Consider the following 22,640-nt stretch of genomic DNA (forward strand, 5'->3'; position numbering starts at 1 on the left):
CGCCACCTCCTTTCCCGGCCGGTCGGGGCTGACTCATTTGTTCGCGTAGAAGCGGTCGATGATCTGTTGTGCCTCCCGTTGCGCCTCGGTCAGCGCGTCACCGACGGGCTTCTCCTTGGCCAGCGCCCGGTCGATCTGGTTCGCGACGGCGGTGGTGTACTCGGTCCACACCGGGTTGAGGCCGAGGTCGTCTGCGTCGGCCAGGGCGTCGAGGAATGCCTGCCGGTCGGCCGGCGGGGTGCCCGGCTTCAGGAACACGTCGGACGCGGCCACCTTCTTGTTGATCGGGATCGCCTCGCCGATCCCGGCCCAGGTGGTCTGTGGCTTCTCGGAGGCGAAGTACGTGATCCACTTCCAGGCGGCCTCGGCCTTGCGCTGGTTCGCGGCCTTGTTGACGACCCAGGAGTTCGCGACCGCCACGTGGCCCCGACCTGCCGGCCCCTTCGGCATCGGCGCCACACCGAAGTCGATCTTCGCCGCGTTTGCCGGGATGGTGCGGGCGTAGATGCCGAACTGCATCGCCACGCGGTTGCTGGCGAACATCGTGTGCGGGCTGCCCAAAGCCTTGGTGGTGACCACGCCGGGGCCGGCCTTCTCGGCGTACATCGCCTTCACCATCCAGTCCAGCGCCGCGCGGCTCTGGGGGCTGTCGATGACGACCTTCCGCCCGCCCTCGGTGACGACGTCCCCGCCGAACGCCTTGATCATCGGCCACCAGCTCTCGGTGAAGCCGGGCGAGTAGACGCGCATCCCCCACACGTCGGGCTTGCCGTCGCCGTTGGTGTCCCGGGTCAGCTTCGTCGCGGCCGCGGCGAGGTCGTCGTACGTCCAGTCCGCGGTCGGCTCAGCGACGCCCGCGTCCGCGAACATCTTCTTGTTGTAGATGAGCACCGGGGTCTGCGCGCCCTGCGGGAAGCCGTAGACGTGGCCGTCGGAGTCACGGTTGAGGTCCACGCCGTAGTAGTCGTCGGTGTTGACCGTCTTCACGAAGTCGCTGAGGTCGCGCAGGCTGTTGCGGCCGGCGTACTCCTGCACCAGCACGCCGTCGGAGAGCCACACGTCAGGCCCCCGACCGCCCGCGAGCTGGGTACGCAGCCGCTTGAAGAAGTCCGTGTACGGCGCCGACTCCAGCTCCAGCTTGATGCCGGAGTTCGCCTTCATGAACTCGTCGGCGAGCGAACGCATCGTCTTGTCGGCCGGGCCGCCCGCCTCCGCGTAGTAGCCCAGCCTGATGGTCACCTTGCCGCCGCTGTCCTCGGAGCCCGCGCCACAGCCGAGCGTCGTCGCCGCGAGCGCCGCGATACCTGCCAGGGCGACGAGACGCCGGCCTGGCGAGAAGCGTTGCATCCTCATCGTGGACCTCCTTGTGTTGGTCGCCCGGCGGACAGCGGTCTCGGCGTAACGGCTGTCACCGCCCGACGGTGCGCCCGGGCTTCGGCCGGTCAGGGACTACCGGTCACGGGCGGCGCCGCACGAGGCCCGGATCGCCAGGCGTGGTTGCAGTTGGGTCTGGTGCACGGGGGCCGAGGCGCCCTGCTCTATGCGTCGCAGCAGGACCTCGGCGGCGAGCTTGCCCACCTCGGTCTTCGGCGGGGAGATGGCGGTGAGCGGCACCTCGCCGAGGTCGGCGACCTCGTCGTCGTAGGCGATCACCGCCAGCCTGTCCGGCACGGTCAGTCCGAGCCGGCGGGCGTGGGGCAGCAGTCCCGCGGCGTCCCGGTCGCCGAGGCAGAACACGGCGGTGATCTCGTTGTCCCGGCAGATCTGTGCGTACGACGCGAGCTGGTCGGACGTCCATTCCTCCCGGCGGACCACGGCGGCCGGGACCCGTGGCAGGTCGAGGTCTCCGACTGCGCGGTCGAAGCCCTCCGCGACCATGTCGGCGGTCGCGGTCCGGATCCGGCCAAGGTGGCCGATCCGTTGGTGTCCCAGCTCGACGAAGTGCCGTACCGCGGCATAGCCCCCGCCGAGATGGTTGGTGCAGACGTACGGCGTCGCGTCGTCCGGCGCGGGATCCGGCGGCCGCCGCTCCACGAGCACGTACGGAACCGGGAGCCGGTGCAGCTGGTCGACATACTGCTGGGGCTTCTCGATCAGGTGCAGGTTGGGCACGAGCAGCAGGCCGTCGACGTCGGCGGCAAGCAGGTGATTGAGCTGTTCCGCCTCCAGATCCGGGTCGTACTCGGAGCTGGACAGGATGATCCGGACGCCGGCGGCGGTCATCACCCGCTCGATTCCCTCGATCACCCGCGGGTAGAAGTACGAGGTGGACGGTACGAGCACCCCGACGAAGCGGGCGCGTCGGCCGACCTGCGCCGGTACCGCCACCACATAGGTGCCGGATCCCTGGCGGCGGCGTACCAACCCCTCGTCCACCAGCAGGTTGATCGCGCGGCGGACCGTGTTGATCCCCACCTCGTGGGTGTGGGCGAACTCCTGCTCGGTGGGCAGGCGTGCGTCGACCGGCCACCGACCTTCGGTGATCTGCTGCCGAAGATAGGCTGCCAGGGCTCGGAATTTCGTCCCTTGAGGGAATGAATCCAAACCATCGATGCCGGTCATGGCTGATGATTCTTGAGCAGCTGACATGCCTACGTCAATCCTCTGTCGACAGGAATTTTCCCCGCTTTACACGGGCGACGCGGGCGGTAAGCTCTCGAATTGCAGCGACTATGGGGGATGAATTCATTCCTAAATAGATGCCATCGAGGGGATGGGCACGGCATGGCGAATCGCGGGCACGCGCACACCGGACTGGACGGCCTCGTGGTGGAGCGGGTGGAGACCTTCGTGGTCGAGCTGCCGACGATCCGCTCGTTCGAGATCGCCGGAGGCACCGTGGCGACAGCCGGGCAGCCCAGCCGGCGGGTCTTGGTGAAGGTGACCGCGGGCGGAGTGGTCGGCTGGGGCGAAGCCACCCCGACGCCGTCCTGGACCTACGAGACCACCGAGAGCATCGCCACCACGATCGACCGCTACCTCGCGCCCGCGGTTCTCGGCACCGCGGCATGGAACCTCGACGCGGTCACCGCCACCTTCGACCGGGTCATCAACCGCGGCTTCACGATCGGCGCCCCGATCGCCAAGTCCGCGATCGACATCGCGCTGCACGACCTCGTCGGACGGGCCGTCGGCGTCCCCCTCGGCACGCTCTGGGGGCAACGTCGCGCCGAACGGATCCCCCTCGGCTGGATCATCTCCGCCAAGACCCCCGAGGCGGTCGCCGACAGCGTCACGGAGGGCCACGCCCTCGGGCACACAGCATTCAAGATCAAGATTGGGCTCGCCGGAATCGACCAGGACCTCGCGTTCGTCGAGGCCGTACGCCGAGCGGCACCGGACGCGGCGATCTGGGTGGACGCCAACCAGGCGTACCAGGTCGACCAGGCATTACAGGTGGCCCGCCGGCTCGCCGAACTCGACGTCACCGCCTTCGAGCAACCGCTGCCCGCCAACCAGATCACCGGCCTGCGTCGGCTGCGGGAGCACTCCCCCGTGCCGGTCGCGCTCGACGAGAGCCTGCGCCATCCCAGCGACCTCGCCACCTTCGTACGCCTGGACGCGGTCGACGTCGCGATCGCCAAGGTGCAACGCAGCGGCGGTCTCGCCCTCTCCCGCCGACTGTGCGCCCTCGCCGAGGACAGCGGGGTACGCCTGATGGGCTCCGGCCTGACCGACTCCGACCTCGGGTTCGCCGCCTCCCTGCACCTGTTCGCGGCCTTCGGCATCGACACGCCCGTCGACCTCAACGGCCGGCAGTTCATCGAGTCCGCCTACGTCGGAGCGCACACGGTCGACGTACGCGACGGGATGGCCACGGTACCCACCGGCCCCGGCCTGGGCATTGACGTGGACGAAGCCGCCGTACGCGCCCTGGCCGTCGACGTGCTCCGCGCCGCTCCGCCCGTAAGGATCCCGGCGAAATCGGTCAGGTGATGCCGAGCAGGTCCAGGCCGGGACCGACGACTTGCGGCGCCCGTCGCACTGGCCAGCGAGCCGATGCGGATCGTCGCCGCACGGCATCCCTATCGGCCGGGGGTCAACCGGCCGGCATCCTTTCGTCGGCACGACCCACGAGAGGAGTACGCGTGGGTGGGAGCCGCTGAGTCGCGGCACCCAGGGCCGCTGAGTACCCGTGACCAGGTGAACGACTTGCGAACGTTCCTATCCTTGACGCGTGATGACCTTCCTGCGCCAGTGGACGCTGCGGGTCGCGAGCTTCTCGCTGACCGGCATCTATACGCTGCACCAGATCCATCCGGCGGTGTGGCGGTTCATGGCGCGCAACTACCGTCCATACATGGGGCGCTTCGCTCGGCTACACGCGTGGATGACCTGTCAGTTCGCCGCGATCGACGTGCCCGCGTACGGCGACTTTCTGCGCCGCAACGGATGGCGGTTCCGCTGGTTCGACCTGTCGTCGTACCCACCGACGGACAAGCAGTCGTACGTGAAGGCATACCCGGAGGCCGAGCGCTGCTGGCATGGTGAGATCGAGATCGCCGGCAGCGTCGTCGACGAGTCCTCGGGCTCGTCCGGTCAACCATTCAACTGGATTCGCAGCCGCCGCGAACTGCGCTCGGTGCACAAGAACCTGGCCGGCTACGCGACCATGGTGTTCCCGTCGAAACGGCGCTTCGTCATCAACGCGTACTCGATGGGCGCCTGGGCCACGGGCACCAACACGGGCATCGCCATGTCCAAGATCGCGATGGTGAAGAACACCGGCCCTGACCTGCAGAAGATTGCCGACACCCTGCGGTACTTCGGGCCCGGCTTCGAGTACATCGTCACCGCGTACCCGCCGTTCCTCAAGCACCTGCGCGACAAGCTCGACGCCGAGGACTTCCCCTGGGACGAGTACCGCATCAACGGTCTGGTCGGCGGCGAGGGGATGACCGAGGCGCTGCGCGACTACCTGGAGGAACGTTTCCTCAAGGTGCGCTCCGGCTACGGCGCCAGCGACCTCACCATCGGTATCGCCGGGGAGACCGACTTCACCGTCTGGGTCCGTCGCCGGCTGCGCACCGACGCCGCCCTGCGGACCGCCCTGCTCGGCCCCGACGAGCACCGGCTGCCGATGATATTCCAGTACAACCCGCTCGAGACGTACCTGGAGACCAACGCCGACCACGAGGTGATCTGCACGATCAACTCGACGGCGGTGCTCAACCCCAAGGTCCGCTACAACATCGGCGACGAGGGCCGGCTGATCGCGTACCCGGACGTGTTGGCCGCGATCGACGACCCGGCCGCGCGGCTCGACGCCGAACGCGCCGCGCGGACCGACCGGATGCGGCTGCCGTTGCTGTTCCTGTTCGGCCGCAAGGACAGCACGATCTCGTACATGGGCGCCAACATCTACCCGCAGGACGTCGAGTACGGCCTCTACGCCGGCAATCCCCTCGCGCACCTGCTGCAGAGCTTCTGCCTGGAGCTGGAGGAGCACGCGGACCTGGAGAGCCGGCCGGCGATCAACCTCCAGCTGCGCGAGGATCTCGCGCTCGGCCCCGACGAGCGGCTCACTCTCGCCGAGACCTGCCGCGACGGGGTGCTGCGCTACCTCGCCGAGGCCAGCCGCGACTTCGCCGAGTCTCTCGCCGAGGACCCGTCCGCGGCCGACCTCCGGGTGAGGGTTCACGACTACGGCACCGGCCCGTTCGCCGGCACCACCTCCAAGATCAAGAATGTGTACCTGGTGAAGGGTGCGACGACGTGAGGACCTCCGACTTTTCCGCCGCGCCGCCGGTCGGCCAAGCGACCGCCATGTTCGTCGGCGCCACCCGATACCGGGGGCCACGCTCGATCCTCACCCTCACCCGCACCTGGTTCAAGATGGTGAAGCAGATGAAGCGGATGGACGGATACCGGTGGCACACCGTGTATTACCAGTTCCCGTTCACGCTCGGCACCATCGCGTTCTTCAGCGACCGCGACGCGCTGCTGAAATTCGCGCGCAGCCGCCACCACCGCGACCTCATGTGCTGGGTGACCGACCACGGCACGCGGAACGCGACCGGCGGCTACATCCGGCTGTACAACGCCGAACCCGAGGGCTACAGCAACGGCGTCTGGCGCGCCGAGGCCGACGGCATGGCGCACATCCCGACCTTCACCCCGCTGTCCACCGAAACGGCCGGCCCGCCGGTGCACCGCGCATGAAGGTGACTCCGGTGACGTCGCGCGCCGACCTGCGAGCGTTTGTCGACTTCCCGCTTCGACTGCATCCGACCAACCGGTACGTGCCCCTGCTGTCGTCGGTGATCGCCGCGCACCGCCGTACCGCTGACATGTTCCTGGTCCGCGACGAACGCGGCGTGGTGGTCGGGCGGACCAGCGTGCACCGCAGCCCCGCCTTCGACGCCAAGGTCGGCCCGCGGCAACTGTTCGGGCACACCGAGTTCGTCGACGACGACGCGGTCTTCGCCGCCATCCTGGACACGGTCGAGGCCAGGGCCGACGGTCGGCCGCTGTTCGGACCGGTCGCGTTGCTACCCAACCAGACCGGCGGGGTGATCACCTCCGGCTTCGCTGATCGCGGCTTCGTGGATTCGGCCTGGAACCCGGCCTACTACCCGGAGATGTACGAGCGGCACGGCTTCCGGCGTCGCTTCGAGGCCGACACCTGGCTGGTCGACCTCCACGGAAGGGCTTCCGGGGCCGGCCCGACCGCCGCCTCGATCTCCGCCGACCGTGATCACGGCTTCGCCTTCGACGACGCCCGCATCGCCACCGAACGGCTCGTCATCCGGCGCGGCTCACGGCGGCACTTCCGCGAGCAGCTGCCGATCCTGCGGCAGCTGCTCAACGCCAGCTTCGCGCAGCTCGGCTACTACACCGAGATCTCCGCCGAGCAGCTGGCCGAGCAGACCGACGGCCTCGCGTACCTGCTCGACGAGGCGTTGCTGCTGTGGCTGGAGAAGGCGGGCCGGCCGATCGCGTTCGTCGTGACGGTGCCCGACATCTCCGAGTTCCTCATGGCAGTCGGTGGCCGGCTCGGCCTGCTCAACCAACTTCGCCTGCTGGCCACCCGCGCCCGGTACCGCCGCGACGCGGTGCTCATCATCAAGGGCACCGTGCCCGAGGAACAGGGCAAGGGGTACCTGACGCTGCTGTCGCGGGAGTTGCACCGCAACCTCGCCGCCGGCGGATACCGGACCCTGCGCAGCACCTTCGTCGAGCGGGAGAACGCCGCCTCGGCCGCCCAGTACCGGCGGGCCGGCGGACGGCCGCTGCACGGACACACGTTCTACGAGAAGGCGCCAGCATGACCTGGGTCGAGCAGTTACGGGCGCACGAGGCGGTCTGCCGCCGGGCGCCGAGCGCCCACAACACGCAGCCATGGCAGCCCGAGTACCACGCCGACCGGATCGTCATCAACGTCGACCCGGCCCGCTCTCTGCCCGACTCCGACCCGACCGGGCGTGACCTCGGCCTCGGAATCGGCGCGTTCGTCGAGACGTGCCTCATCGTCGCCGCCGACCTCGGCCTCAACGTCACCGCGGCGCCCGGTCCCCACCTGGTCGCCGCGACGCACCCGTATCCAACCCCGTTCACGATCGAGGACATCGAGGCCCGCCGGGTCGCCCGTGGCCGGTACGCGACCGGGCCCATCAACGCGGCCGCGCTCGCCGACCTCGAACCCGGCTTCGTTCACCTTCCCACCCGGGATCTCGCGAGCGAATTGGTGGTCGCCGACCGCTGGCAGTTCGGCACCCCGGCCGTCGCAGTCGAGCTACGTGACTGGCTGCGCCTCGACCCACACCATCCGCGCTACCACCTCGACGGTCTCACCGACCGGGCTCTCGTCCTGTCCCGGTTCGAAGCGCGGTTCCTGGCCGCCGCGCTGCGCGCGTACCCCGTCACCCGCCGGCTGGGCCTCGCGGCGCTGCTGGCCGCCAGCGGCCGGGGCCTGTTGCGGTACGACGGCAGCGTCCTGGTCATGCTGGCTGACGGCGACGACCACATCACCGCGGGACGGCGTCTCCTGCGCAGCTGGCTGACCCTCGCCCGGCACTACCTGGCGGTCCATCCGCTCAGCCAGCTCATCGACTGTCCAGTGACCGCTGCCCGGCTCGCCGAACGGGTGGGTGGCCAGCCGCTCGCGGCGTTCCGAGTCGGCCGGCCCCTTACCGAGCCGACCCGCTCGGCCCGGCTCCCTCCAGAAAGTCGAGTGGCAAAGGCACGCCGATCAGATCGACGAATCTCTTGACGACTGCCGGCTCTGACGGATAACACGGCCGGTCGTCGCCAGCGCGGTCCGCGACCACCACCTCGCCGTAGTATCTGGTAGGACCTGCTCCACGGTCCGATGGGTGGCGCGGGACGGCAGGCGATGGACTGCCGCGCCACACGGCGCTCGACAGTCGCTGGGCGAGCCTGGAAGAGCAGCGACTCAACGTCTTCGAGGAGTTGACCGAGGCGCGGTTGGCAGCGGGGAAACACGGCGAGGTGCTTCCCGAGCTGCGCGAACATCTGGCCTCTCACCCGCTGCGGGAGCGGGCGTGGGGACAATTGATGCTCGCGCTCTACCGCTGCGGTGACGTGCCGGCCGCGCTGGATGCCTATCGGGACGCCCGCACCAGGATGGACGAGCAGCTCGGCATGGAGCCCGGTGAGCAGCTGGCCGACCTGCACCGGGCGATTCTGGACCGAGCACCCGAAGTCTCGTACCAACCGCGACCCGCCCCGATCACCGCGGCGTCGGCGCCAGCGGCCGAGTCGACGCTCACCGGCTCCATGGGCTGGACTGTGCCCCGGGAGCTGCCGGCGGACCTGGTCACCTTCGTCGGCCGCGCCATGGAGACCGCGAACGTGGTCTCGGCGCTGAACAGAGCCACCCCGGCCGCCATAGTCATCACCGGCCCCGGCGGTAGCGGCAAGACGGCGCTCGCCGTACGCGCCGCCCACAGGGCGGTCCCCCACTTCCCCGACGGCCAGGTCTTCGTAGACCTGGAGTACCGGACCTCCATCACGCCGGACGAGGTGCTCGCGCGACTGCTGCGTGCGCTGGGCGTTGCATCAGGCGACGTGCCGCGCAGCGCGGACGAATGCGCCGGCTGGTTCCGCTCCCTCTCCGCCGGACGCCGCCTGCTGGTGGTCGTCGACGGGCTCACCCGGGCGGCCCAGGTGCGGCCGCTACTGCCCGCCGGACCCGGTCCGGCCCTGATTGTCGTCGGCCAACGGCACCTGGGCAGCCTGGAAGGGGTACGGCGGACTCCGCTCCCGCCGCTGGATGCGGCCCCGGCTCGCGAGCTGCTGGCCGCGCTTGCCGGAGCAGAACGGCTGGATGCTGATCCCGCCGCGAGCGCCGAGCTGGTCCGGCTCTGCGCGGGATCGCTACTCGCGCTGCGGATCGCCGGTTCGAGGCTCGCGCGGTATCCGGGAACAACCGTGGCAGCCCTGGTGAGCCAGCTCGCTGACCGCCAGGGTCGACTGGACCTGCTGGCGTACGAGGACCTGTCGGTGCGAGCGAGCCTCGCGGCCGGTGTCGCGGTGGTCCGCACCGAGGACGAGGTGGCCGGCCTGCTCCTCGAGCTGCTCGGCGCTTGTCCCGAGGCCCCGGCGGAGGTGGACCAAGCCGCCACACAGCTCGGTGTCACCAGCCAGCGGGTCCACAAAGCCCTCGAGGACCTGGTCGACGCGCATCTGCTGCACAGGGACCGGCGGGGCGTTTATCGGCTACCAGCGCTGGTCCGCGACTTCGCCGCCGAAATGGCTGGAGCTCGCTCCTCCCCACCACCCTCGACGACCAGAGGAAAACGGCCCCTCACCCTGTTGCCCGGAACGGGGTAGGAGGTCGGTGCTCCTGTGCGGCGGGGGCGTCCAGGTCGTCGAGGTCAATCGACAGATATCGACAGGGGCGCCTGACCGGCTGGCTGATCAAGCACTGCCTTCTCGCCGGCCCGGACGGCGAACGGCAGCACGTTCCCCGGGGGCGGCAGCGGGCAGATGAACGCATCGGAGAACGCACACGGCGGCAGGGTGACGCGGTTGAAGTCCAGCGTCACCGGGCCCGCCGTCGCCGGCAGGGGCAGAAACAGAAACCGGGCCGCGCCGTAGCTCTCCTGTCCGCTGGTGGCGTCCCGGAACGTAATGTGCGCTTCACCCTCGTGGCCGGTGTACAGCGCGACCAACTCGGCGTGCTGGCCGTCGACGGCGAAGGTGAACGTGCCGACGACCGGGTAGTCCACCAGCCGGTCGGAGCGGCTGTGCGCGGTGCGCGCCGTCTGGTCGGCGTCGGCCGGGGTGAACTCGGCGGTCACCACCCAGGCGGGGTCGGGGGCGTAGGCGTCGATGCCGGCGAAGCGGCGCACCGCCGCCGCGTGCGGGTCGTACGTCCGTACCGCCAGGTCGCCGCCGCGTCGAATGATCTTCAGCTCGACGTCGCCCACCATGAGCCGCTGGTCGGGGCGCAGCACGCCCTCAGCAATCGGTACGCCGTCGACGAGCAGGCCCTCGGCGCCGGACACCCGTACGTCGGTTCCGTCGGTACACCAGGTACCGGGTATCCCGTCGATCTGGGTGTCCCCCACCAGCCAGTGGGTGCCGGTCAGCGTGAGGTCCCCGCCCGGCGCCGACACGGCCGCCTCACGTTCGGCGTGCCAGGTCCGCCACTGATCGACAAAGGTCACGATTCCTCCAGCAGGTCGAGCGGCAGTTGCGGGATGGCTGCCAGCAGGGCACGGGTGTACTCGTCGGCGGGGTTGGTCAGCACGTCCGCGGTCGGGCCGCGCTCGACGACGCGGCCGTGGCGCATGACGAGCACCTCCTGGCACAACTGGCTGACGATCGCCAGGTCATGCGAGACCAGCACCAGCGTGAGCCCGAGCCGGTCGACGAGATCCTTGAGCAGGTCGATGATCTGCAGCCGGACCGAGACGTCGAGGGCGCTGACGGGCTCGTCGGCGAGCAGGATCCGCGGGGCCGGTGCGAGCGCCCGCGCGATGGCGATGCGCTGGCGCTGGCCGCCGGAGAACTCGTGCGGGTAGCGCCGTCCGTCTTCCGGGCGCAGCCCCACCGCGGTGAGCACCTCGGCGACGCGCTCGGCGCGGGCCGCCCGGTCCGCACCGATGCGCAGCGAGCGCAGCGGCTCGGCGACGATCGACGCGACCGACATGCGGGGGTTCAGCGACGACCGGGGGTCCTGGAAGACGATCTGGACCTGCCGGCGGAACGCGCGGTGTCGAACCCGGTCGAGAGGCTGGCCGGCGAAGCGGATCTCGCCCGAGGTGGGGCGGTCCACGCCGAGCAGCTGCCGCAGCAGGGTCGACTTCCCGGCGCCCGACTCGCCGACGATCCCGAGGCTGGTCCCCGGCCGCACGGTGACGTCCACCCCGTCGAGCGCCGGGTGGGTGCGGCCCGGGAACCATCGGGTGAGCTGGTGCCCGCTGAGAATCGGGTCGCTCATCGGTCCTCCCCGCGCACGCTGGGGCGGGCCAGCCGGGTCACCCTGGCGGCGCTCGCGACGAGCTGCCGGGCGTAGCCGGAGCGGGGCCGGCGCAGCACGTCGTCGACCGGGCCGGATTCGACCAACCGGCCCGTGCGCATGACCAGGAGATGGCGGGCCAGCCCGGCGACGACCGGCAGGTCGTGGCTGATGAACAGCAGCCCCACCCCGGTCTCCTCGATCATTTCGTCGAGCAGGGTGAGGATCTGCGCCTGCACGGTCACGTCCAGCGCGGTCGTCGGCTCGTCGGCGATGAGCACCCGGGGTCGGCAGGCGAGGGCCATCGCCAGGGCCACCCGCTGTCGTTGGCCGCCGGAGAGTTCGTGCGGCAGGGCCCGTGCCAGCCGGGCCGGGTCAGGCAGGTGCACCCGGTCGCACCACTCGATCGCGTGGCGCTCGGCGTCGCTGCGGTTGAGGCCCTGGTGCAGGCGCAGCGGACCGGCGATCTGGCGGCCGACCGGCATCAGCGGGTCCAGGGCGGTCAGGGGCTCCTGAAACACGATGCTGACGGTGCGACCGCGGACCCGACGCCACTGCCGGTCCGGGGCGCCGAGGTGGTCCTCGCCGTCGATGAGGATGCGGCCGCTCGTGCGCATGCCCGGCGGTAGCAGTCCCAGCAGCGCCAGCGCGGTCAGCGACTTGCCCGAGCCGGATTCGCCGATGAGGCCGACCCGGTCGCGGGCGGCGAGGCCGAACGAGACGTCGCGAACGAGCGGCTGCCCGTCGAGCGTGATGGTCAGCCCGGTGGTCTCCAGGACGGTCATCGGTCCGCTGCCTGCCTTTCCTGCCGTAGCTGCGGGTCGAGGACTTCCCGCAGTCCGTCACCGAGCAGGTTGACCCCGACGACCGTGACGGCGACTGCGAGGCCGGGCAGCAGGACGTTCCACGGGGCCACGCTCACCGTCGACTGCGCCTCCTGGAGCATGCGGCCCCACGACGGCGCGGGCGGCGGAGTGCCGAGCCCCAGGTACGACAGCGACGCCTCGGCGATGACCGCGACGCCGAAGGCGAGGGTGGCCTGCACCAGCAGGGTGTGCCAGATGTTCGGCAGGACGTGCCGGACCAGGACCATCAGCGGCCCGGTGCCACAGGTACGCGCCGCGAGGACGTAGTCCTGGGTGAACACCCGGCTCGCCGAGATCCGGGTCAGCCGGGCCACCTCGGCGGAGACGCCGATCCCGATCGCGCTGATCGCGACTGCGGTCGACGCGCCGTACACGGTGACCAGCAGCATCGCCAGCAGCAGGGTCGGGAAGGCGATCACGATGTCGATCACTCCGACGACGGCGTTCTCGACGAACCGGCCGGCGACCGCCGCGAGCAGGCCCAACGGGATGCCGATGACGAACGCCACCGCGACCGAGGCCAGCCCGATCCACACCGCGGTACGCGCGCCGAGCATCAGCTGGGTGAACTGGTCACGGCCCAGGCGATCGGTGCCCGCCCAGTGCTGTGCGGACGGGCCTGCCAGCCGGGCCGCCGGGTCGGTGTGGTCCAGCCCGTACGGGGACCAGACCAGCGACACCAGCGCCAGGGCGAGGACCGCCAGCAGCAGCGCCGCGCCGACCACGAACGACGGCGAGCGCCAGCCTCGGCGTCGCCGGGCGGGGGTGTCGAGCGCATCGATCGTTTCGACCGCTTCGACCAGAGGTGTGCTCATGTCCGTGCTCTCAGTCTCGGATCGACCAGCCGCTGCACGACGTCCACGACGAGCCCCATCACCAGCACGGTCGCCGTCATGAGGAAGACCGTGCCCTGCACGATCGGCAGATCGCGGGCCTTCACGCTGGCCAGCAGCAGCGAGCCCAGGCCGGGCAGGGCGAAGACGCTCTCGATGACCACGGTGCCCAGCAGTGAGCTGGCCAGCAGGATGCCCAGGATCTGGACCACGGTTGCGGCACCGTTGCGTGGTCCGTGCCGCCACAGCGCCCGCGGGAGGCTGTACCCGAGGGAGCGGGCGGTGCGCACGTATTCCTGGCTCAGCACGTCGAGCGTCGCCGAGCGTACGTAGCGCACCAGCACCGACCCCTGCGCGATCGTCAGCGTCGCCACCGGCAGGACCAGTGACTGGACCGCGGCTTGCGGATCCTGCCAGCCGGTGCGGGGAAACCCGCCCGGCGGCAGCGCCCGCCACTGCACCGCGACCAGCCAGACCACCATGATCCCGACCCAGAAGATGGGCAGCGCGATCCCCAACTGCGCCAGTGTCGACACCGCCACCCCGAGCAGGCCCCGCCGCCGTACCGCCGCGAACACCCCGATCGGTACGGCCACGATGATCGACAGCACGAACGCGCTCAGCGCCAGCGGTACGGTGACCGGGAGCCGGCCGGCGATCTGATCGAGCACCGGCATCTGGGTGAACAGGCTGTCCCCGAGGTTCCCGGTCAACAGGTCGCCCAACCAGTGGCCGTACTGCGCCAGCACAGGCCGGTCGGTACCGAGCTGGTGCCGGATCGCATCGATCTGGTCCGGGGAGGACCCGACCGCCAGCAGCGTGACGGCCGGGTCGCCCGGCAGGACTCGGAGCAGGAAGAACACCGCCGAGCCCGCGACGAAGAGCGAACCGATCAGCCAGGCGACCCGACGGATGAGGTAGCTGAGCATCGCTTATCGCCTAGCGTTTGGTGATCGGCGCGACATAGAAGCTGTCCGTGGTGTTGTTCTTCTGGTAGCCGCTGACCGAGGTGCTGGCGACCTTGATGGCGGGGTCGAGGAACAGCCAGGCGCTCGCCGCGTCCTCGGAGATCTGCCGTGCCACCTTCTTCAGCAGGGCGGTCTGCTCCTCGGGCGTCGCGGCGGTCTCGGAGTCCTTGACCCACTGCTGCACCTGCGGGTTGTCGTACTGCCAGTAGAACGTCGGGTCGCCGTACCAGACCAGGTCACGCTGGTTGACGTGGGTCATGATGGTGGCCTGGAAGTTGTGGTTCTTGTAGACCTTGTCGGTCCAGGTCGCGTCGTCAACGGGGTTCAGCGTGATGGTGATACCGGCCTGGGCGAGCTGGCTCTTCAGCCCCTGCGCGATGATGTTGACCGCGTCCGACGGTACGTAGTCGACGGTGAAGGACAGGCCGTTCGCGTACCCGGCCTTGGCCAGCAGTTGCTTGGCGCCGGCCACGTTGTGGTCGTCGATGCTGGTCAGGTCCTCGTACCAGGGGTCCGTGGGCGGCACCATCGAGCCGATGACCTGGCCCCGGTCGGCCCACACCGCCGTCAGCAGCGCCTTGCGGTCGATGGCCTGCCGGATGGCGTGCCGTACGTCGGGATTGTTGAACGGGGCGATGGCGTCGTTGAAGTTGAACAGTTCCTTCGTCGTCGACGTGCCTTCCACGATGGAGAACTGCGGCTGGTTCTCGAACTGGGGGAGCACATCCGGCGAGGACACCTGGGTCACCAGGTCGAGTTGGCCGGCGAGCAGCGCGTTGTTCTCGGCGGTGGCGTCCTTGAAGAAGCGGTAGACCACCTGCTTGTTGCTGGCCTTCGTGCCCCAGTACCCGTCGTTGCGGGTCAGCGTGATGGAATCGCCCTGCTTCCAGGAGGTCACGGTGTACGGGCCGGTGCCGATCACCGTCGTCTCCGGGTTGCCGGCGCCGGGCTTGGTGACAGCCGCGCCGGTGCTGGTGAGGTAGAACAGGAACGACTGCGACCGCGTCGACAGGGTGACCTTGACGGTGCCGTCGTCCGGCGCCTCGATCGTCTTCATGACCGAGAGGTCCTTCTTACGGGCGCTGGTCGACTCGTCGGACGTCACCCGCTTGAGCGCGACCACCACGTCGCTGGCCTTGAGCGGGGTGCCGTCGGAGAAGGTCACGCCGGGCTGCAGGTGGAACGTGTATGCCGTGCCGTCCGGCGACACGTCCCACGACTTGGCCAGCAGCGGCTCGACCTTGCCCTCGTCGGTGAGCACGGTGAGCCCCTCGACGACGTTGCGCAGCAGCACCTGGGCGTGGCCGGTGTTGCCGCCCTTGATCGTGTTGAGGGTCGTCGGCTCGGTCAGCGAGCCGACCGTGATCGTCGCGTCGGGGTCGGCGGCACCCGTCGACCCCGGGCTCGTCGACGAGCCGCAGGCGGCGAGCAGCACCGCGAGGGTGGTGGTGGCCGCGAGCGCGCCGAGCGGGCGCAACCGGCGTGCGAAGGGCAGGCCAAACGAGGGCCTACGGTGAGTGGTCATGGCCGTACTCCAGGCAGACGGAACCGGCGTCGCGCGAGCGCGCGACGCGGTGATTGAGGTTCATGAACGGGGGAAGATCAGACGTTGATGACGGCGCGCGGGCAGCGTGGCGCGGCAGCCACGGGCGCGGGCCGGAGTGTCAGCCCGTCAACAACAGCAGATACGGCGCGCGGCGACGACACGGACCGCGAGCGGGGTCCGGTCCAACGACGGCGCAGTGTTCACGCAGGTCACAGTACATGATCACGCAGTTGGGGCGGCAAGCCGGCGGTCGTGTCCTCTGCCACAGACCCGAGTCCTGTTCGCAACGCTGATCCAGCACGAACCCGAATCGGGGATGGCGGTGTTCCTCGCTGCCCGCGTACCCCTCGTAGGAGTCGTGGAAGGACGAGCAGGACGACCGCCATGGTCGTGGGTCGGGCTCACCGCATCGATGCTGGTTTCGGGGCTGCTGTGGAGGGCCAAGCCGGCATCCGCCCCCGCCCCGGCAGCGCCTTGTCAACGCCGCACGTGGAGGCCGGTGGCGATCGCCCCTCGGCCGTTGAGGTAGCCGGTGATTCGGTCCTGGGCCGCGGTGTAGGGGGCGCGGCGGCGGTCGACGGCGGGCATGCGTTCGAGGCTGCGGGCCAGGTCGAGGACGCGGATGGTCGGTTTGAGGGAGAGCCAGATGGGGATGGCCTCGGCCCGGGTCACGACCCACCGCTGGTTGGGCTGCTGGGTGAAGGTGAACTTGGCGAGGACCCCTTCCCGGTTGGCATCGTTCGGGAAGTCGTGGCGGGCGAGGGTGTTTCCGACGCCGTAGGCGATCCACTCGTCGCCGACCCGCTCGAAGGGTTGTACGACGTGGGAGTGGTGGCCGATGATCAGGTCGATGTTCGGGTCGGCGATGAGCTGCTTGGCCCAGGACAGCTGCTCGCCGTCCGGCGTGTGCATCTTCTCGGTGCCCCAGTGGGCGGAGAGCACGATGATCTCTGCCCCGGCTTTGCGGGTGGCCTCCGCGGCGGCGCGGATCGCGGGGACGTCGATTCGGTTCGCCAGCCAAGGCTTGCCGGGCGGCGGTTCCAGCCCGTTGAAGTTCATCGCCGAGGACAAGTGACCGATGGTGACCCCCTTGACGTGGTAGATCGTCGGGGTGCCATGATCGGCGGCGCTGCGGAAGGTGCCGGTGTGGCGCAGACCAGCAGCGTCGAGGGCGTCGAGGTTGTCGTACACGCCTTGCTCGCCCTGGTCGAAGGCGTGGTTGCTGGCGGTGGAGCAGGTGTCGTAGCCAGCGGTCTTGACCGCTGTGGCCAGGTCGACGGGGGCCCTGAATCGCGGAAAATCCTTGGGCTCGCCGGGCCCCATCGGGGCCTCCATGTGACAGATCGCCAGGTCCGCGGACTCGATGGCGGGTCGGATCGAAGCGAAGATCGGGTTGAAGTCGTAGCCGGAGCGACCCGCCGTCTCGGCCTCAGCGCGTGCCTGCCGCCAGGTCGGCGGGTGCACCAGGATGTCCCCCGAGCCCAGGATGCTGACGTGGCGCGGCGAGTCGCTTTCCCCGGGCGCCGAAGCCGCGACGGTCTGGGCAGACAGACGCTCGGGAAGGTCGTCAGCGGGCAGCACCCTCGCCTCGGTCGGGGCAGCTACCAGCGTGGTGACGAGCACGACGCGGACGGCGAATACACGCACCCCAGGCTCCCCCTTCCTACCGGCGGATGACATCGCGCAAGCATTCGCCGACGTGACTCGCTCTTGTCGATCAGCCGGCCGACGACGACAGCGCCGATGCTCCCCAAACCTCGGCGGCCACCGTCCGATTCTGAGGCCCTACCCCCCGGCGGCGGCGCCGTCCCGACGCGGGTCCGCCGCTCCGCGAAGCCCTTCCCCTTGAACCTCGATCGCGGTGAGGCCGCTGTCCAGTGCGATGGCGCGCGGGCAGGGGTGCTCCCGTGTCACAAGCATGGGCAGGCGCGTGGAGACCCGCCTACCGGCTTCGATCTCCGAGGGCGCATCGCGTTCCCCGTCGCACCTGCGGGTGATGTCCTGCCCGCTGAAATGGCCCTGGTTGATCGCCTGGGCCGGGCCCATGCCGTCGACGATCACTCCTACCACGGTCTGGGCCACATAGTCAGGGATGTGCGAGCCTCCCGCAGCTCCCACCACGAGCCTGAGTGCCTTCCCCTCACTGTCCAGCACGATGGTGGGTGCCATCGAGGCCGTGGGCCGCTTCTTCGACTCCAGGACGTTCACCGGCTTGCCAGGCGAGACGGATGCCGTGTCCGTGAAATTGTTCATCGCGTTGTTGAGGATCATCCCCCGGGCCTCAAGGTGCGACCCGAAGTGGCTGTTGTTCGTCGTGGTCATGGACACGGCGTTGCCGTCGGCGTCGACGATGCTCACGTTGCTGGTCGGATCGCCGACATCCACCGTTTCCGGCTGGTCGGACGGAGCAGGTGCGGGTGGGACAACTCCCTCAGGGTCGCCTGGTTGGATCGGGTGGATCGCCCGGTCCTTGGAGAAGAGGGAGAAGCGCTGGTCCAGGTACGGGCCCTGGAGAAGCCCCTCCACGGGCACGCCGTGGTAGTCCGGGTCACCGACGTAGGCGCGGCGGTCCAGGTTCGCCAGGCGACTGGCTTCGATCAGGAGATGAATGCGGTCGTTCGAATCGGGTTCCAGGGTCCCCACCTGGCCGCGTTCCAGAAACCCGAGCATCTGCAGGAGGGCCACTCCTCCGAAGGCTGGCGGGGGCGAGGTGCAGACGGTCACGCTGAACCTTTTCCGGCACACCTCGGTGCGCTCCACCGGTTCGTACTCGGCGAAATCCTGCGGCGTCATGAGGCTGGGAATCACGACCGGCCCGGCGGTGTTCCCTTTGAGCTTGATCGGGCCCTTGGCCGCGTGTTGGGCGATAGCCGGGGCGATATTGCCGTTCGGATCGTAGAACGCCTCCGCACCCCGGTCCCGAACCTCCCGCAGCACTTCCGCGATCTCCCGGTTGTAGATCGTCGTCCCCACCGGCTTCGGCTCGTCGCCGTCGCAGTACCGGGGGCGCAGGTCCGGGTAGTTGCAGCGCTTCCGTCCGTTGAAGCGCTCCTGGAAACCGTCGTGGAGGTTAGGGGGCATGGGGAAACCATCCTGGGCCAACCGGATGGCGTCGTCGAAGAGCTGATTCCACGGGAGTTTCCCGTACACCCCATGCGCGTCCGCCAGCACTGCCAGCGTGCCCGGAACGCCGACTGACCGTCCCGTGGCCGAGGCCGCGTTGGGGAAGCGATCCGTCTTCAGCTGCTTGCGCTCCTCCTCGGTGGGCGTCCGGAGATTCTCGGTCACCGTCTTCGGCGCTCTGGCGTAGCCGTCGAAGAACCGGATGTCGCGCTTGTCAGCATCCCAATGGTTGATGAGCGTGCCGCCAGCCAGCCCGGAGGCATGTGGCTCCACGACAGCGAGGACGGCCTGGACGGCTACCGCCGCATCCGCGGCCCTGCCGCCCTTGGCGAGAATCCGGCAACCGGCCTCGACCGCGAGAGGATGGGCAGCCGCAACCATGAACTTCTTGGCGAGAGCATCTTCTTCGCGACCGGCTTTACTCCTCGGAGGAACTGTGCACGAATCGGCAGGCGCCGCAACCGTACTTTGGTCCTGGGGCACTGTCATCAGTGCCAGCACACCGAGCACCACCAAGGCGGGAATCACATAGCGCACCCTGCGCGCCGACATACGACCATCTTTCGACCGCCTACGCATCAGACCCCTCCCTGTTGTAGCCGCTGTCGGGCCAACGGCTCGGTCTGGGCGGTTAGCAAATCAGTTTCAGGGCGTGCGCAACTCGTCGGCTCATCGGCGCCGAGGCAGGAGTTGACATCAGCATCATGCTTGGAGGCTGCGCGACGGCGCAGGGCATCGCGAGAAGTGGTGGCTGCCGAGACGGAAGTGTCGTAGGTGAGATCCGGAGAGCCCGCTCTGTCTGCTCAGACGCGCCGGTCGCCCACTCCTCGGTCGGCTGAGCCCAACGGGCGCCCCGTCACCTTCTCGGCGGTGTGACACGTCCAGCCCTGTACGGGCAGGAAAGACCGCGGCGGACACCGCAGGGAGGACACCGCCGCAGGACGCTGAGCGCCTCACGGCAGACGAGACGTCGGCCGGGCGGTGAGCCCAGCCGACGTTTCTTCCTTCCGTATCAGAATTCGCCGCACCTGTCGGTCGGGTGACGACGGACGGGCATCGGTCAGATCCGGCGGGCGGTGCGCCAGCGCTCCGCCCAGTAGCCGGCGCCGTCCAGGATGGATTCGCCGCCGGTGTCGCCCAGGGTCGGCCCGTCCGCCACCGCCCGGCTGGAGATGAACCGGTGGTGGCCGCTGTCGTCGATGCCGAGATAGATGCCTGAATGCTCGATGTGGCCGTCGACGATCGGGCCCGCGTTGAAGAACAGCAGGTCGCCGGGGAGCAGGCGGTCAAGACCGCGCGCCCGCTGGCCGGAGTTGGGCATCAGTTGAACCCCGGGGCCGACCTCGGCCATCGCGTAGGCACGCCGCGGCAGACCATCACCGGGCGTGTTCGTGCCGCGCAGCGGATAGCCGAGCCGGTGACCGTAGACCATCCGCAGGTATCCCGAGCAGTCCAGCGCGAGCAGGCGCGCCGGCTCCGCCACCACAGTCTTCCCGTCCAGGAACGTCCAGGGCAGCCCCAGGTAGTCGTAGAAGTCGGACTTCTCTGCCCGGCCATCCGGGTCCAGCGGGTCCAACGGCCCGAACGAGGCGTCACCCGAGTACTGCTGTCCCTGGTTGTCCTTCTTGACCGGGGCGCCTTGGATGTACTCCATCGCGATCGCCAACACATCCGGAGAGCGGTCGTGGCGGGCGGCCGAGAGCCAGTCGGTGAACCACTTCTCCTTCTCCGCGCCGGCGTAGTAGGGCTGCGGCGCCAACCGCACCCAGAACTCGGACTCGATCTTGGAAGCGGTGTTCTCAGGCTCCTCGAAGGTCCGCGGCGGCCCGTACATCTGCACCGTCCGGGCACCGTCGGTCATGATCGCGACCGGTTCTCCAGAGGAGTCGATGATCTCGGTCCGATCCGGTGAGGTCGAGCGCTGGTAGGTGTAACCCGACGCACCGAGTGCCGTGTCGTCGGCCGCCTGCGCTCCGCCCAGGGTCAGCACCGGCTGGTCGCCCGGCGACGGTCGGAGTACGACGTAGGCGACCGTGCTCGCCACGATCAGCAGGGTGAACCCCACCATGGTCAGCAGGACGGTCGGTCTGCGAAGGTACGCCCTGTTGATCATGCCCGTGATCTCCTTTCGCGACTCGGTCCGCGTGGTTGGTCAGGTGACTGGCACAAAACCGGCGACGACGCCGCTGTACGCGACTCCGAAGGTGATTGCGGTGACGACGACGGTCGCCAGGATCGTGGGCTTCGGCGGCTGACGCACCAGCTGGTACGCGATCAGACCGGGGATGACGAACCCCAGGGTCTGGTGGGCGAACAGCAGCGGAAGGTCCCGCTGGACGATCACGAAGAGGGTCAGCTGCAGCAGTACGCTGAGCAGCACGATCGCCGCGAACAGCCGCTTGCCGTAGAGGATGACCACCCGTTGCATCAGCAGGGTGAGCACATACGTCAACACCGTCATCCCCGCGATGATCAGCGCCTGGAGCTGGTCCTCGATCAACGTCAGCGCGATCCACCCGGGTGTGATCATTCCGCCGGGTGAGAGGTTGGTGGTCAGGTAGCACAGCAGCGCGAACACCAACCCGATGCCGAGGCTCGCCGTGGCCAGCTGTGCGCTGAGTTCCCCGCCGAAATTCATCATCGGATCCTTTCTCCGGTCGGCGTACGAAGCATCGAGCCGCCCTCGGCCCCGTCCTCGCACGTCCAACTGGGCAGGGTCGCCAGCTCGTGGAGCAGCACCTCGCCCTGCCCGTGGATGTTCCCGACCGCGACGATCGACGAGTCGTCCGACGCCGCCGCCGTCACGCCTTCCAGCAGTTGTTCGGAGGAGAGCTTGCCCCCCAGGTCGACGACCCGGTCCTGAAGGTCCGCCGGCACGGTGGATCGTGCACTCTTGGTCGGCTCGCCGATCAGGACGAGGCGCTCCGGTTGCACCCGCGCGGTCAGCTCGCCCATCTGGCCGTTCCGTTCGATCCGGTCCGGTCGGCAGTTGATGACCATGGTCAACGGACGGGTGATGAGGTGCTGCTCCTCGAGCTGCTTGATGTTCATCAGCGTGGACTCCGGGTCGTTCGCGGCGAAGATGTTGGCGAAACGGAGCCGCTTGTCGCCCTGCAGCACCCGCGCCACCGACAGCGCACCGGGGTCCGGCGGCGCCTCCCACATGCCCTTGAGCGCGCTGTGCCGGTCGACACCCAACTGCTCGGCCACCGCGAGCGCGATGGCCACGTTCTCCTTGAACGTGATCCAGCCGAAGCCGTCCATCTCCTTGTCGGTGACCGAATCCGGGTCGACCGGGATGAGCCGACAGTTACGCCGGTCCGCCTCCTCCTGCAGAATCGTCAGCCGGTCCCGTTCCGCGGTGATGCAGACGCCACCGTCGGGCATCGACCGGCTCAGGGAGCGGGCGACATCGTCCAGCGTGGGACCCATCTCGGTGAGATGGTCCTCGCGTACGTTGCAGAGCACCCCGATGTTCGACTGGATCAGCTTGCTCTGGTTGCACTCCTGCAGTGCCGGCATGACCGCCATGCACTCCATGACCAGCGCGTCCGGATGGTACGCCGCACCTCGCCGCACGATGCCGATCTGCTCCACCACGTTCGGGATGCCGAACTTGCGGTAGACCGGCTCCTCGCTGGCGTCGGGGAAGATGAACCGGGCGGCGGTGCCCGTGGTCTTCGCCACCACGACCCGGCCGCCTCCCCGCAGCGCCCCGGCGCAGAGCCGGGTGATCGAACTCTTCCCCCGGATGCCGTTGACGAGCACCCGGTCCGGGATCTTGCGCAGGTTACGAAAGTGGTTGCGCTGTTCCCGCACGCCCGCGACCAGCAGAGCGGCGCAGCAGAGAACATAGACGATGTAGAGATATCCCAC

General features: G+C 69.1%; 19 protein-coding genes. 6 read left to right on the forward strand and 13 right to left on the reverse strand.

What is annotated here, in order from left to right; genetic code table 11:
* Nucleotides 1-33: 33 nt before the first annotated feature.
* Both ACFY23_RS27670 and ACFY23_RS27675 read right to left on the reverse strand, forming a co-directional pair.
* Nucleotides 34-1,353, reverse strand: a complete 1,320-nt coding sequence (locus ACFY23_RS27670; RefSeq protein WP_350682215.1) for a sugar ABC transporter substrate-binding protein — start codon at nucleotides 1,351-1,353, stop codon at nucleotides 34-36.
* A 96-nt stretch (nucleotides 1,354-1,449) separates the two neighbouring features.
* Nucleotides 1,450-2,562, reverse strand: a complete 1,113-nt coding sequence (locus ACFY23_RS27675; RefSeq protein WP_350682217.1) for a substrate-binding domain-containing protein — start codon at nucleotides 2,560-2,562, stop codon at nucleotides 1,450-1,452.
* Nucleotides 2,563-2,724: 162 nt separating this feature from the next.
* On the opposite strand from ACFY23_RS27675, the gene ACFY23_RS27680 reads away from it, so the two are divergent.
* The 6 genes from ACFY23_RS27680 to ACFY23_RS27705 all read left to right on the forward strand — a co-directional run bounded on the left by ACFY23_RS27680 (nucleotide 2,725) and on the right by ACFY23_RS27705 (nucleotide 9,795).
* Nucleotides 2,725-3,936, forward strand: coding sequence for an enolase C-terminal domain-like protein (locus ACFY23_RS27680; protein WP_350682219.1), 1,212 nt, complete (start codon nucleotides 2,725-2,727; stop codon nucleotides 3,934-3,936).
* A gap of 244 nt (nucleotides 3,937-4,180) precedes the next feature.
* The gene (locus ACFY23_RS27685; RefSeq protein ID WP_350682259.1) at nucleotides 4,181-5,719 is read left to right on the forward strand and encodes a phenylacetate--CoA ligase family protein; all 1,539 of its coding nucleotides are present in this window, start codon (nucleotides 4,181-4,183) and stop codon (nucleotides 5,717-5,719) included.
* A complete protein-coding gene (locus tag ACFY23_RS27690; protein ID WP_350682221.1) occupies nucleotides 5,716-6,162 on the forward strand; it encodes a DUF4188 domain-containing protein in 447 nt (148 codons plus the stop codon). Before ACFY23_RS27685 ends, ACFY23_RS27690 begins: the two co-directional genes overlap by 4 nt.
* Before the next feature lie 11 nt (nucleotides 6,163-6,173).
* Nucleotides 6,174-7,271: a hypothetical protein gene (locus tag ACFY23_RS27695; RefSeq protein ID WP_350682223.1), complete on the forward strand. Its 1,098-nt coding sequence runs from the start codon at nucleotides 6,174-6,176 to the stop codon at nucleotides 7,269-7,271.
* Nucleotides 7,268-8,212 (forward strand): hypothetical protein, encoded by a 945-nt coding sequence (locus ACFY23_RS27700; protein ID WP_350682226.1) that lies wholly within the window; start codon nucleotides 7,268-7,270, stop codon nucleotides 8,210-8,212. Before ACFY23_RS27695 ends, ACFY23_RS27700 begins: the two co-directional genes overlap by 4 nt.
* A 74-nt stretch (nucleotides 8,213-8,286) precedes the next feature.
* Entirely contained in the window at nucleotides 8,287-9,795 is a 1,509-nt protein-coding gene (locus tag ACFY23_RS27705; RefSeq protein WP_350682261.1) for an AfsR/SARP family transcriptional regulator, read from the forward strand.
* Nucleotides 9,796-9,839: 44 nt separating this feature from the next.
* Here the strand turns inward: ACFY23_RS27705 and ACFY23_RS27710 are convergent, their stop codons facing one another.
* The 11 genes from ACFY23_RS27710 to pgsB all read right to left on the reverse strand — a co-directional run bounded on the left by ACFY23_RS27710 (nucleotide 9,840) and on the right by pgsB (nucleotide 22,640).
* Nucleotides 9,840-10,634, reverse strand: coding sequence for a DUF1684 domain-containing protein (locus tag ACFY23_RS27710; protein WP_350682228.1), 795 nt, complete (start codon nucleotides 10,632-10,634; stop codon nucleotides 9,840-9,842).
* Nucleotides 10,631-11,410, reverse strand: coding sequence for an ATP-binding cassette domain-containing protein (locus ACFY23_RS27715; protein ID WP_350682230.1), 780 nt, complete (start codon nucleotides 11,408-11,410; stop codon nucleotides 10,631-10,633). The genes ACFY23_RS27710 and ACFY23_RS27715 overlap by 4 nt, the downstream gene beginning before the upstream one ends.
* The gene (locus tag ACFY23_RS27720; RefSeq protein WP_350682232.1) at nucleotides 11,407-12,213 is read right to left on the reverse strand and encodes an ABC transporter ATP-binding protein; all 807 of its coding nucleotides are present in this window, start codon (nucleotides 12,211-12,213) and stop codon (nucleotides 11,407-11,409) included. The genes ACFY23_RS27715 and ACFY23_RS27720 overlap by 4 nt, the downstream gene beginning before the upstream one ends.
* Entirely contained in the window at nucleotides 12,210-13,109 is a 900-nt protein-coding gene (locus tag ACFY23_RS27725) for an ABC transporter permease (RefSeq protein ID WP_350682234.1), read from the reverse strand. The genes ACFY23_RS27720 and ACFY23_RS27725 overlap by 4 nt, the downstream gene beginning before the upstream one ends.
* Complete coding sequence (locus ACFY23_RS27730) at nucleotides 13,106-14,056, reverse strand: ABC transporter permease (protein WP_350682236.1); 951 nt, start codon at nucleotides 14,054-14,056, stop codon at nucleotides 13,106-13,108. Before ACFY23_RS27730 ends, ACFY23_RS27725 begins: the two co-directional genes overlap by 4 nt.
* 10 nt (nucleotides 14,057-14,066) lie before the next feature.
* The gene (locus tag ACFY23_RS27735; RefSeq protein ID WP_350682238.1) at nucleotides 14,067-15,620 is read right to left on the reverse strand and encodes an ABC transporter substrate-binding protein; all 1,554 of its coding nucleotides are present in this window, start codon (nucleotides 15,618-15,620) and stop codon (nucleotides 14,067-14,069) included.
* 498 nt (nucleotides 15,621-16,118) lie between these two features.
* On the reverse strand, nucleotides 16,119-17,288 hold the full coding sequence (locus ACFY23_RS27740) for a CapA family protein (protein ID WP_350682240.1): 1,170 nt from the start codon (nucleotides 17,286-17,288) through the stop codon (nucleotides 16,119-16,121).
* Nucleotides 17,289-17,426: 138 nt separating this feature from the next.
* Nucleotides 17,427-19,316: a gamma-glutamyltransferase gene (locus tag ACFY23_RS27745; protein WP_350682242.1), complete on the reverse strand. Its 1,890-nt coding sequence runs from the start codon at nucleotides 19,314-19,316 to the stop codon at nucleotides 17,427-17,429.
* Nucleotides 19,317-19,824: 508 nt separating this feature from the next.
* Nucleotides 19,825-20,877: an NlpC/P60 family protein gene (locus ACFY23_RS27750; RefSeq protein WP_350682244.1), complete on the reverse strand. Its 1,053-nt coding sequence runs from the start codon at nucleotides 20,875-20,877 to the stop codon at nucleotides 19,825-19,827.
* A gap of 39 nt (nucleotides 20,878-20,916) precedes the next feature.
* Nucleotides 20,917-21,402 carry a poly-gamma-glutamate biosynthesis protein PgsC/CapC gene (locus ACFY23_RS27755; RefSeq protein WP_350682246.1) on the reverse strand — a complete coding sequence of 162 codons (486 nt, stop codon included), beginning with the start codon at nucleotides 21,400-21,402 and terminating at the stop codon, nucleotides 20,917-20,919.
* Nucleotides 21,402-22,640, reverse strand: a complete 1,239-nt coding sequence (gene pgsB, locus ACFY23_RS27760) for a poly-gamma-glutamate synthase PgsB (protein WP_350682248.1) — start codon at nucleotides 22,638-22,640, stop codon at nucleotides 21,402-21,404. Before pgsB ends, ACFY23_RS27755 begins: the two co-directional genes overlap by 1 nt.

This window comes from Micromonospora sp. NPDC000121 (genome assembly GCF_042899165.1).
GTDB lineage: Bacteria > Actinomycetota > Actinomycetes > Mycobacteriales > Micromonosporaceae > Micromonospora.

Excerpts from the sequence above, each read along its gene's own strand:
- ACFY23_RS27720 (WP_350682232.1), bottom strand. The coding sequence starts at position 12,213 with ATGACCGTCCTGGAGACCACCGGGCTGACCATCACGCTCGACGGGCAG.
- ACFY23_RS27680 (WP_350682219.1), top strand. The coding sequence starts at position 2,725 with ATGGCGAATCGCGGGCACGCGCACACCGGACTGGACGGCCTCGTGGTG.
- ACFY23_RS27730 (WP_350682236.1), bottom strand. The coding sequence starts at position 14,056 with ATGCTCAGCTACCTCATCCGTCGGGTCGCCTGGCTGATCGGTTCGCTC.
- ACFY23_RS27735 (WP_350682238.1), bottom strand. The coding sequence starts at position 15,620 with ATGACCACTCACCGTAGGCCCTCGTTTGGCCTGCCCTTCGCACGCCGG.
- ACFY23_RS27685 (WP_350682259.1), top strand. The coding sequence starts at position 4,181 with ATGACCTTCCTGCGCCAGTGGACGCTGCGGGTCGCGAGCTTCTCGCTG.
- ACFY23_RS27700 (WP_350682226.1), top strand. The coding sequence starts at position 7,268 with ATGACCTGGGTCGAGCAGTTACGGGCGCACGAGGCGGTCTGCCGCCGG.
- ACFY23_RS27745 (WP_350682242.1), bottom strand. The coding sequence starts at position 19,316 with ATGTCGGCGCGCAGGGTGCGCTATGTGATTCCCGCCTTGGTGGTGCTC.
- ACFY23_RS27750 (WP_350682244.1), bottom strand. The coding sequence starts at position 20,877 with ATGATCAACAGGGCGTACCTTCGCAGACCGACCGTCCTGCTGACCATG.
- ACFY23_RS27715 (WP_350682230.1), bottom strand. The coding sequence starts at position 11,410 with ATGAGCGACCCGATTCTCAGCGGGCACCAGCTCACCCGATGGTTCCCG.
- ACFY23_RS27670 (WP_350682215.1), bottom strand. The coding sequence starts at position 1,353 with ATGAGGATGCAACGCTTCTCGCCAGGCCGGCGTCTCGTCGCCCTGGCA.
- ACFY23_RS27755 (WP_350682246.1), bottom strand. The coding sequence starts at position 21,402 with ATGAATTTCGGCGGGGAACTCAGCGCACAGCTGGCCACGGCGAGCCTC.
- ACFY23_RS27675 (WP_350682217.1), bottom strand. The coding sequence starts at position 2,562 with ATGACCGGCATCGATGGTTTGGATTCATTCCCTCAAGGGACGAAATTC.
- ACFY23_RS27725 (WP_350682234.1), bottom strand. The coding sequence starts at position 13,109 with ATGAGCACACCTCTGGTCGAAGCGGTCGAAACGATCGATGCGCTCGAC.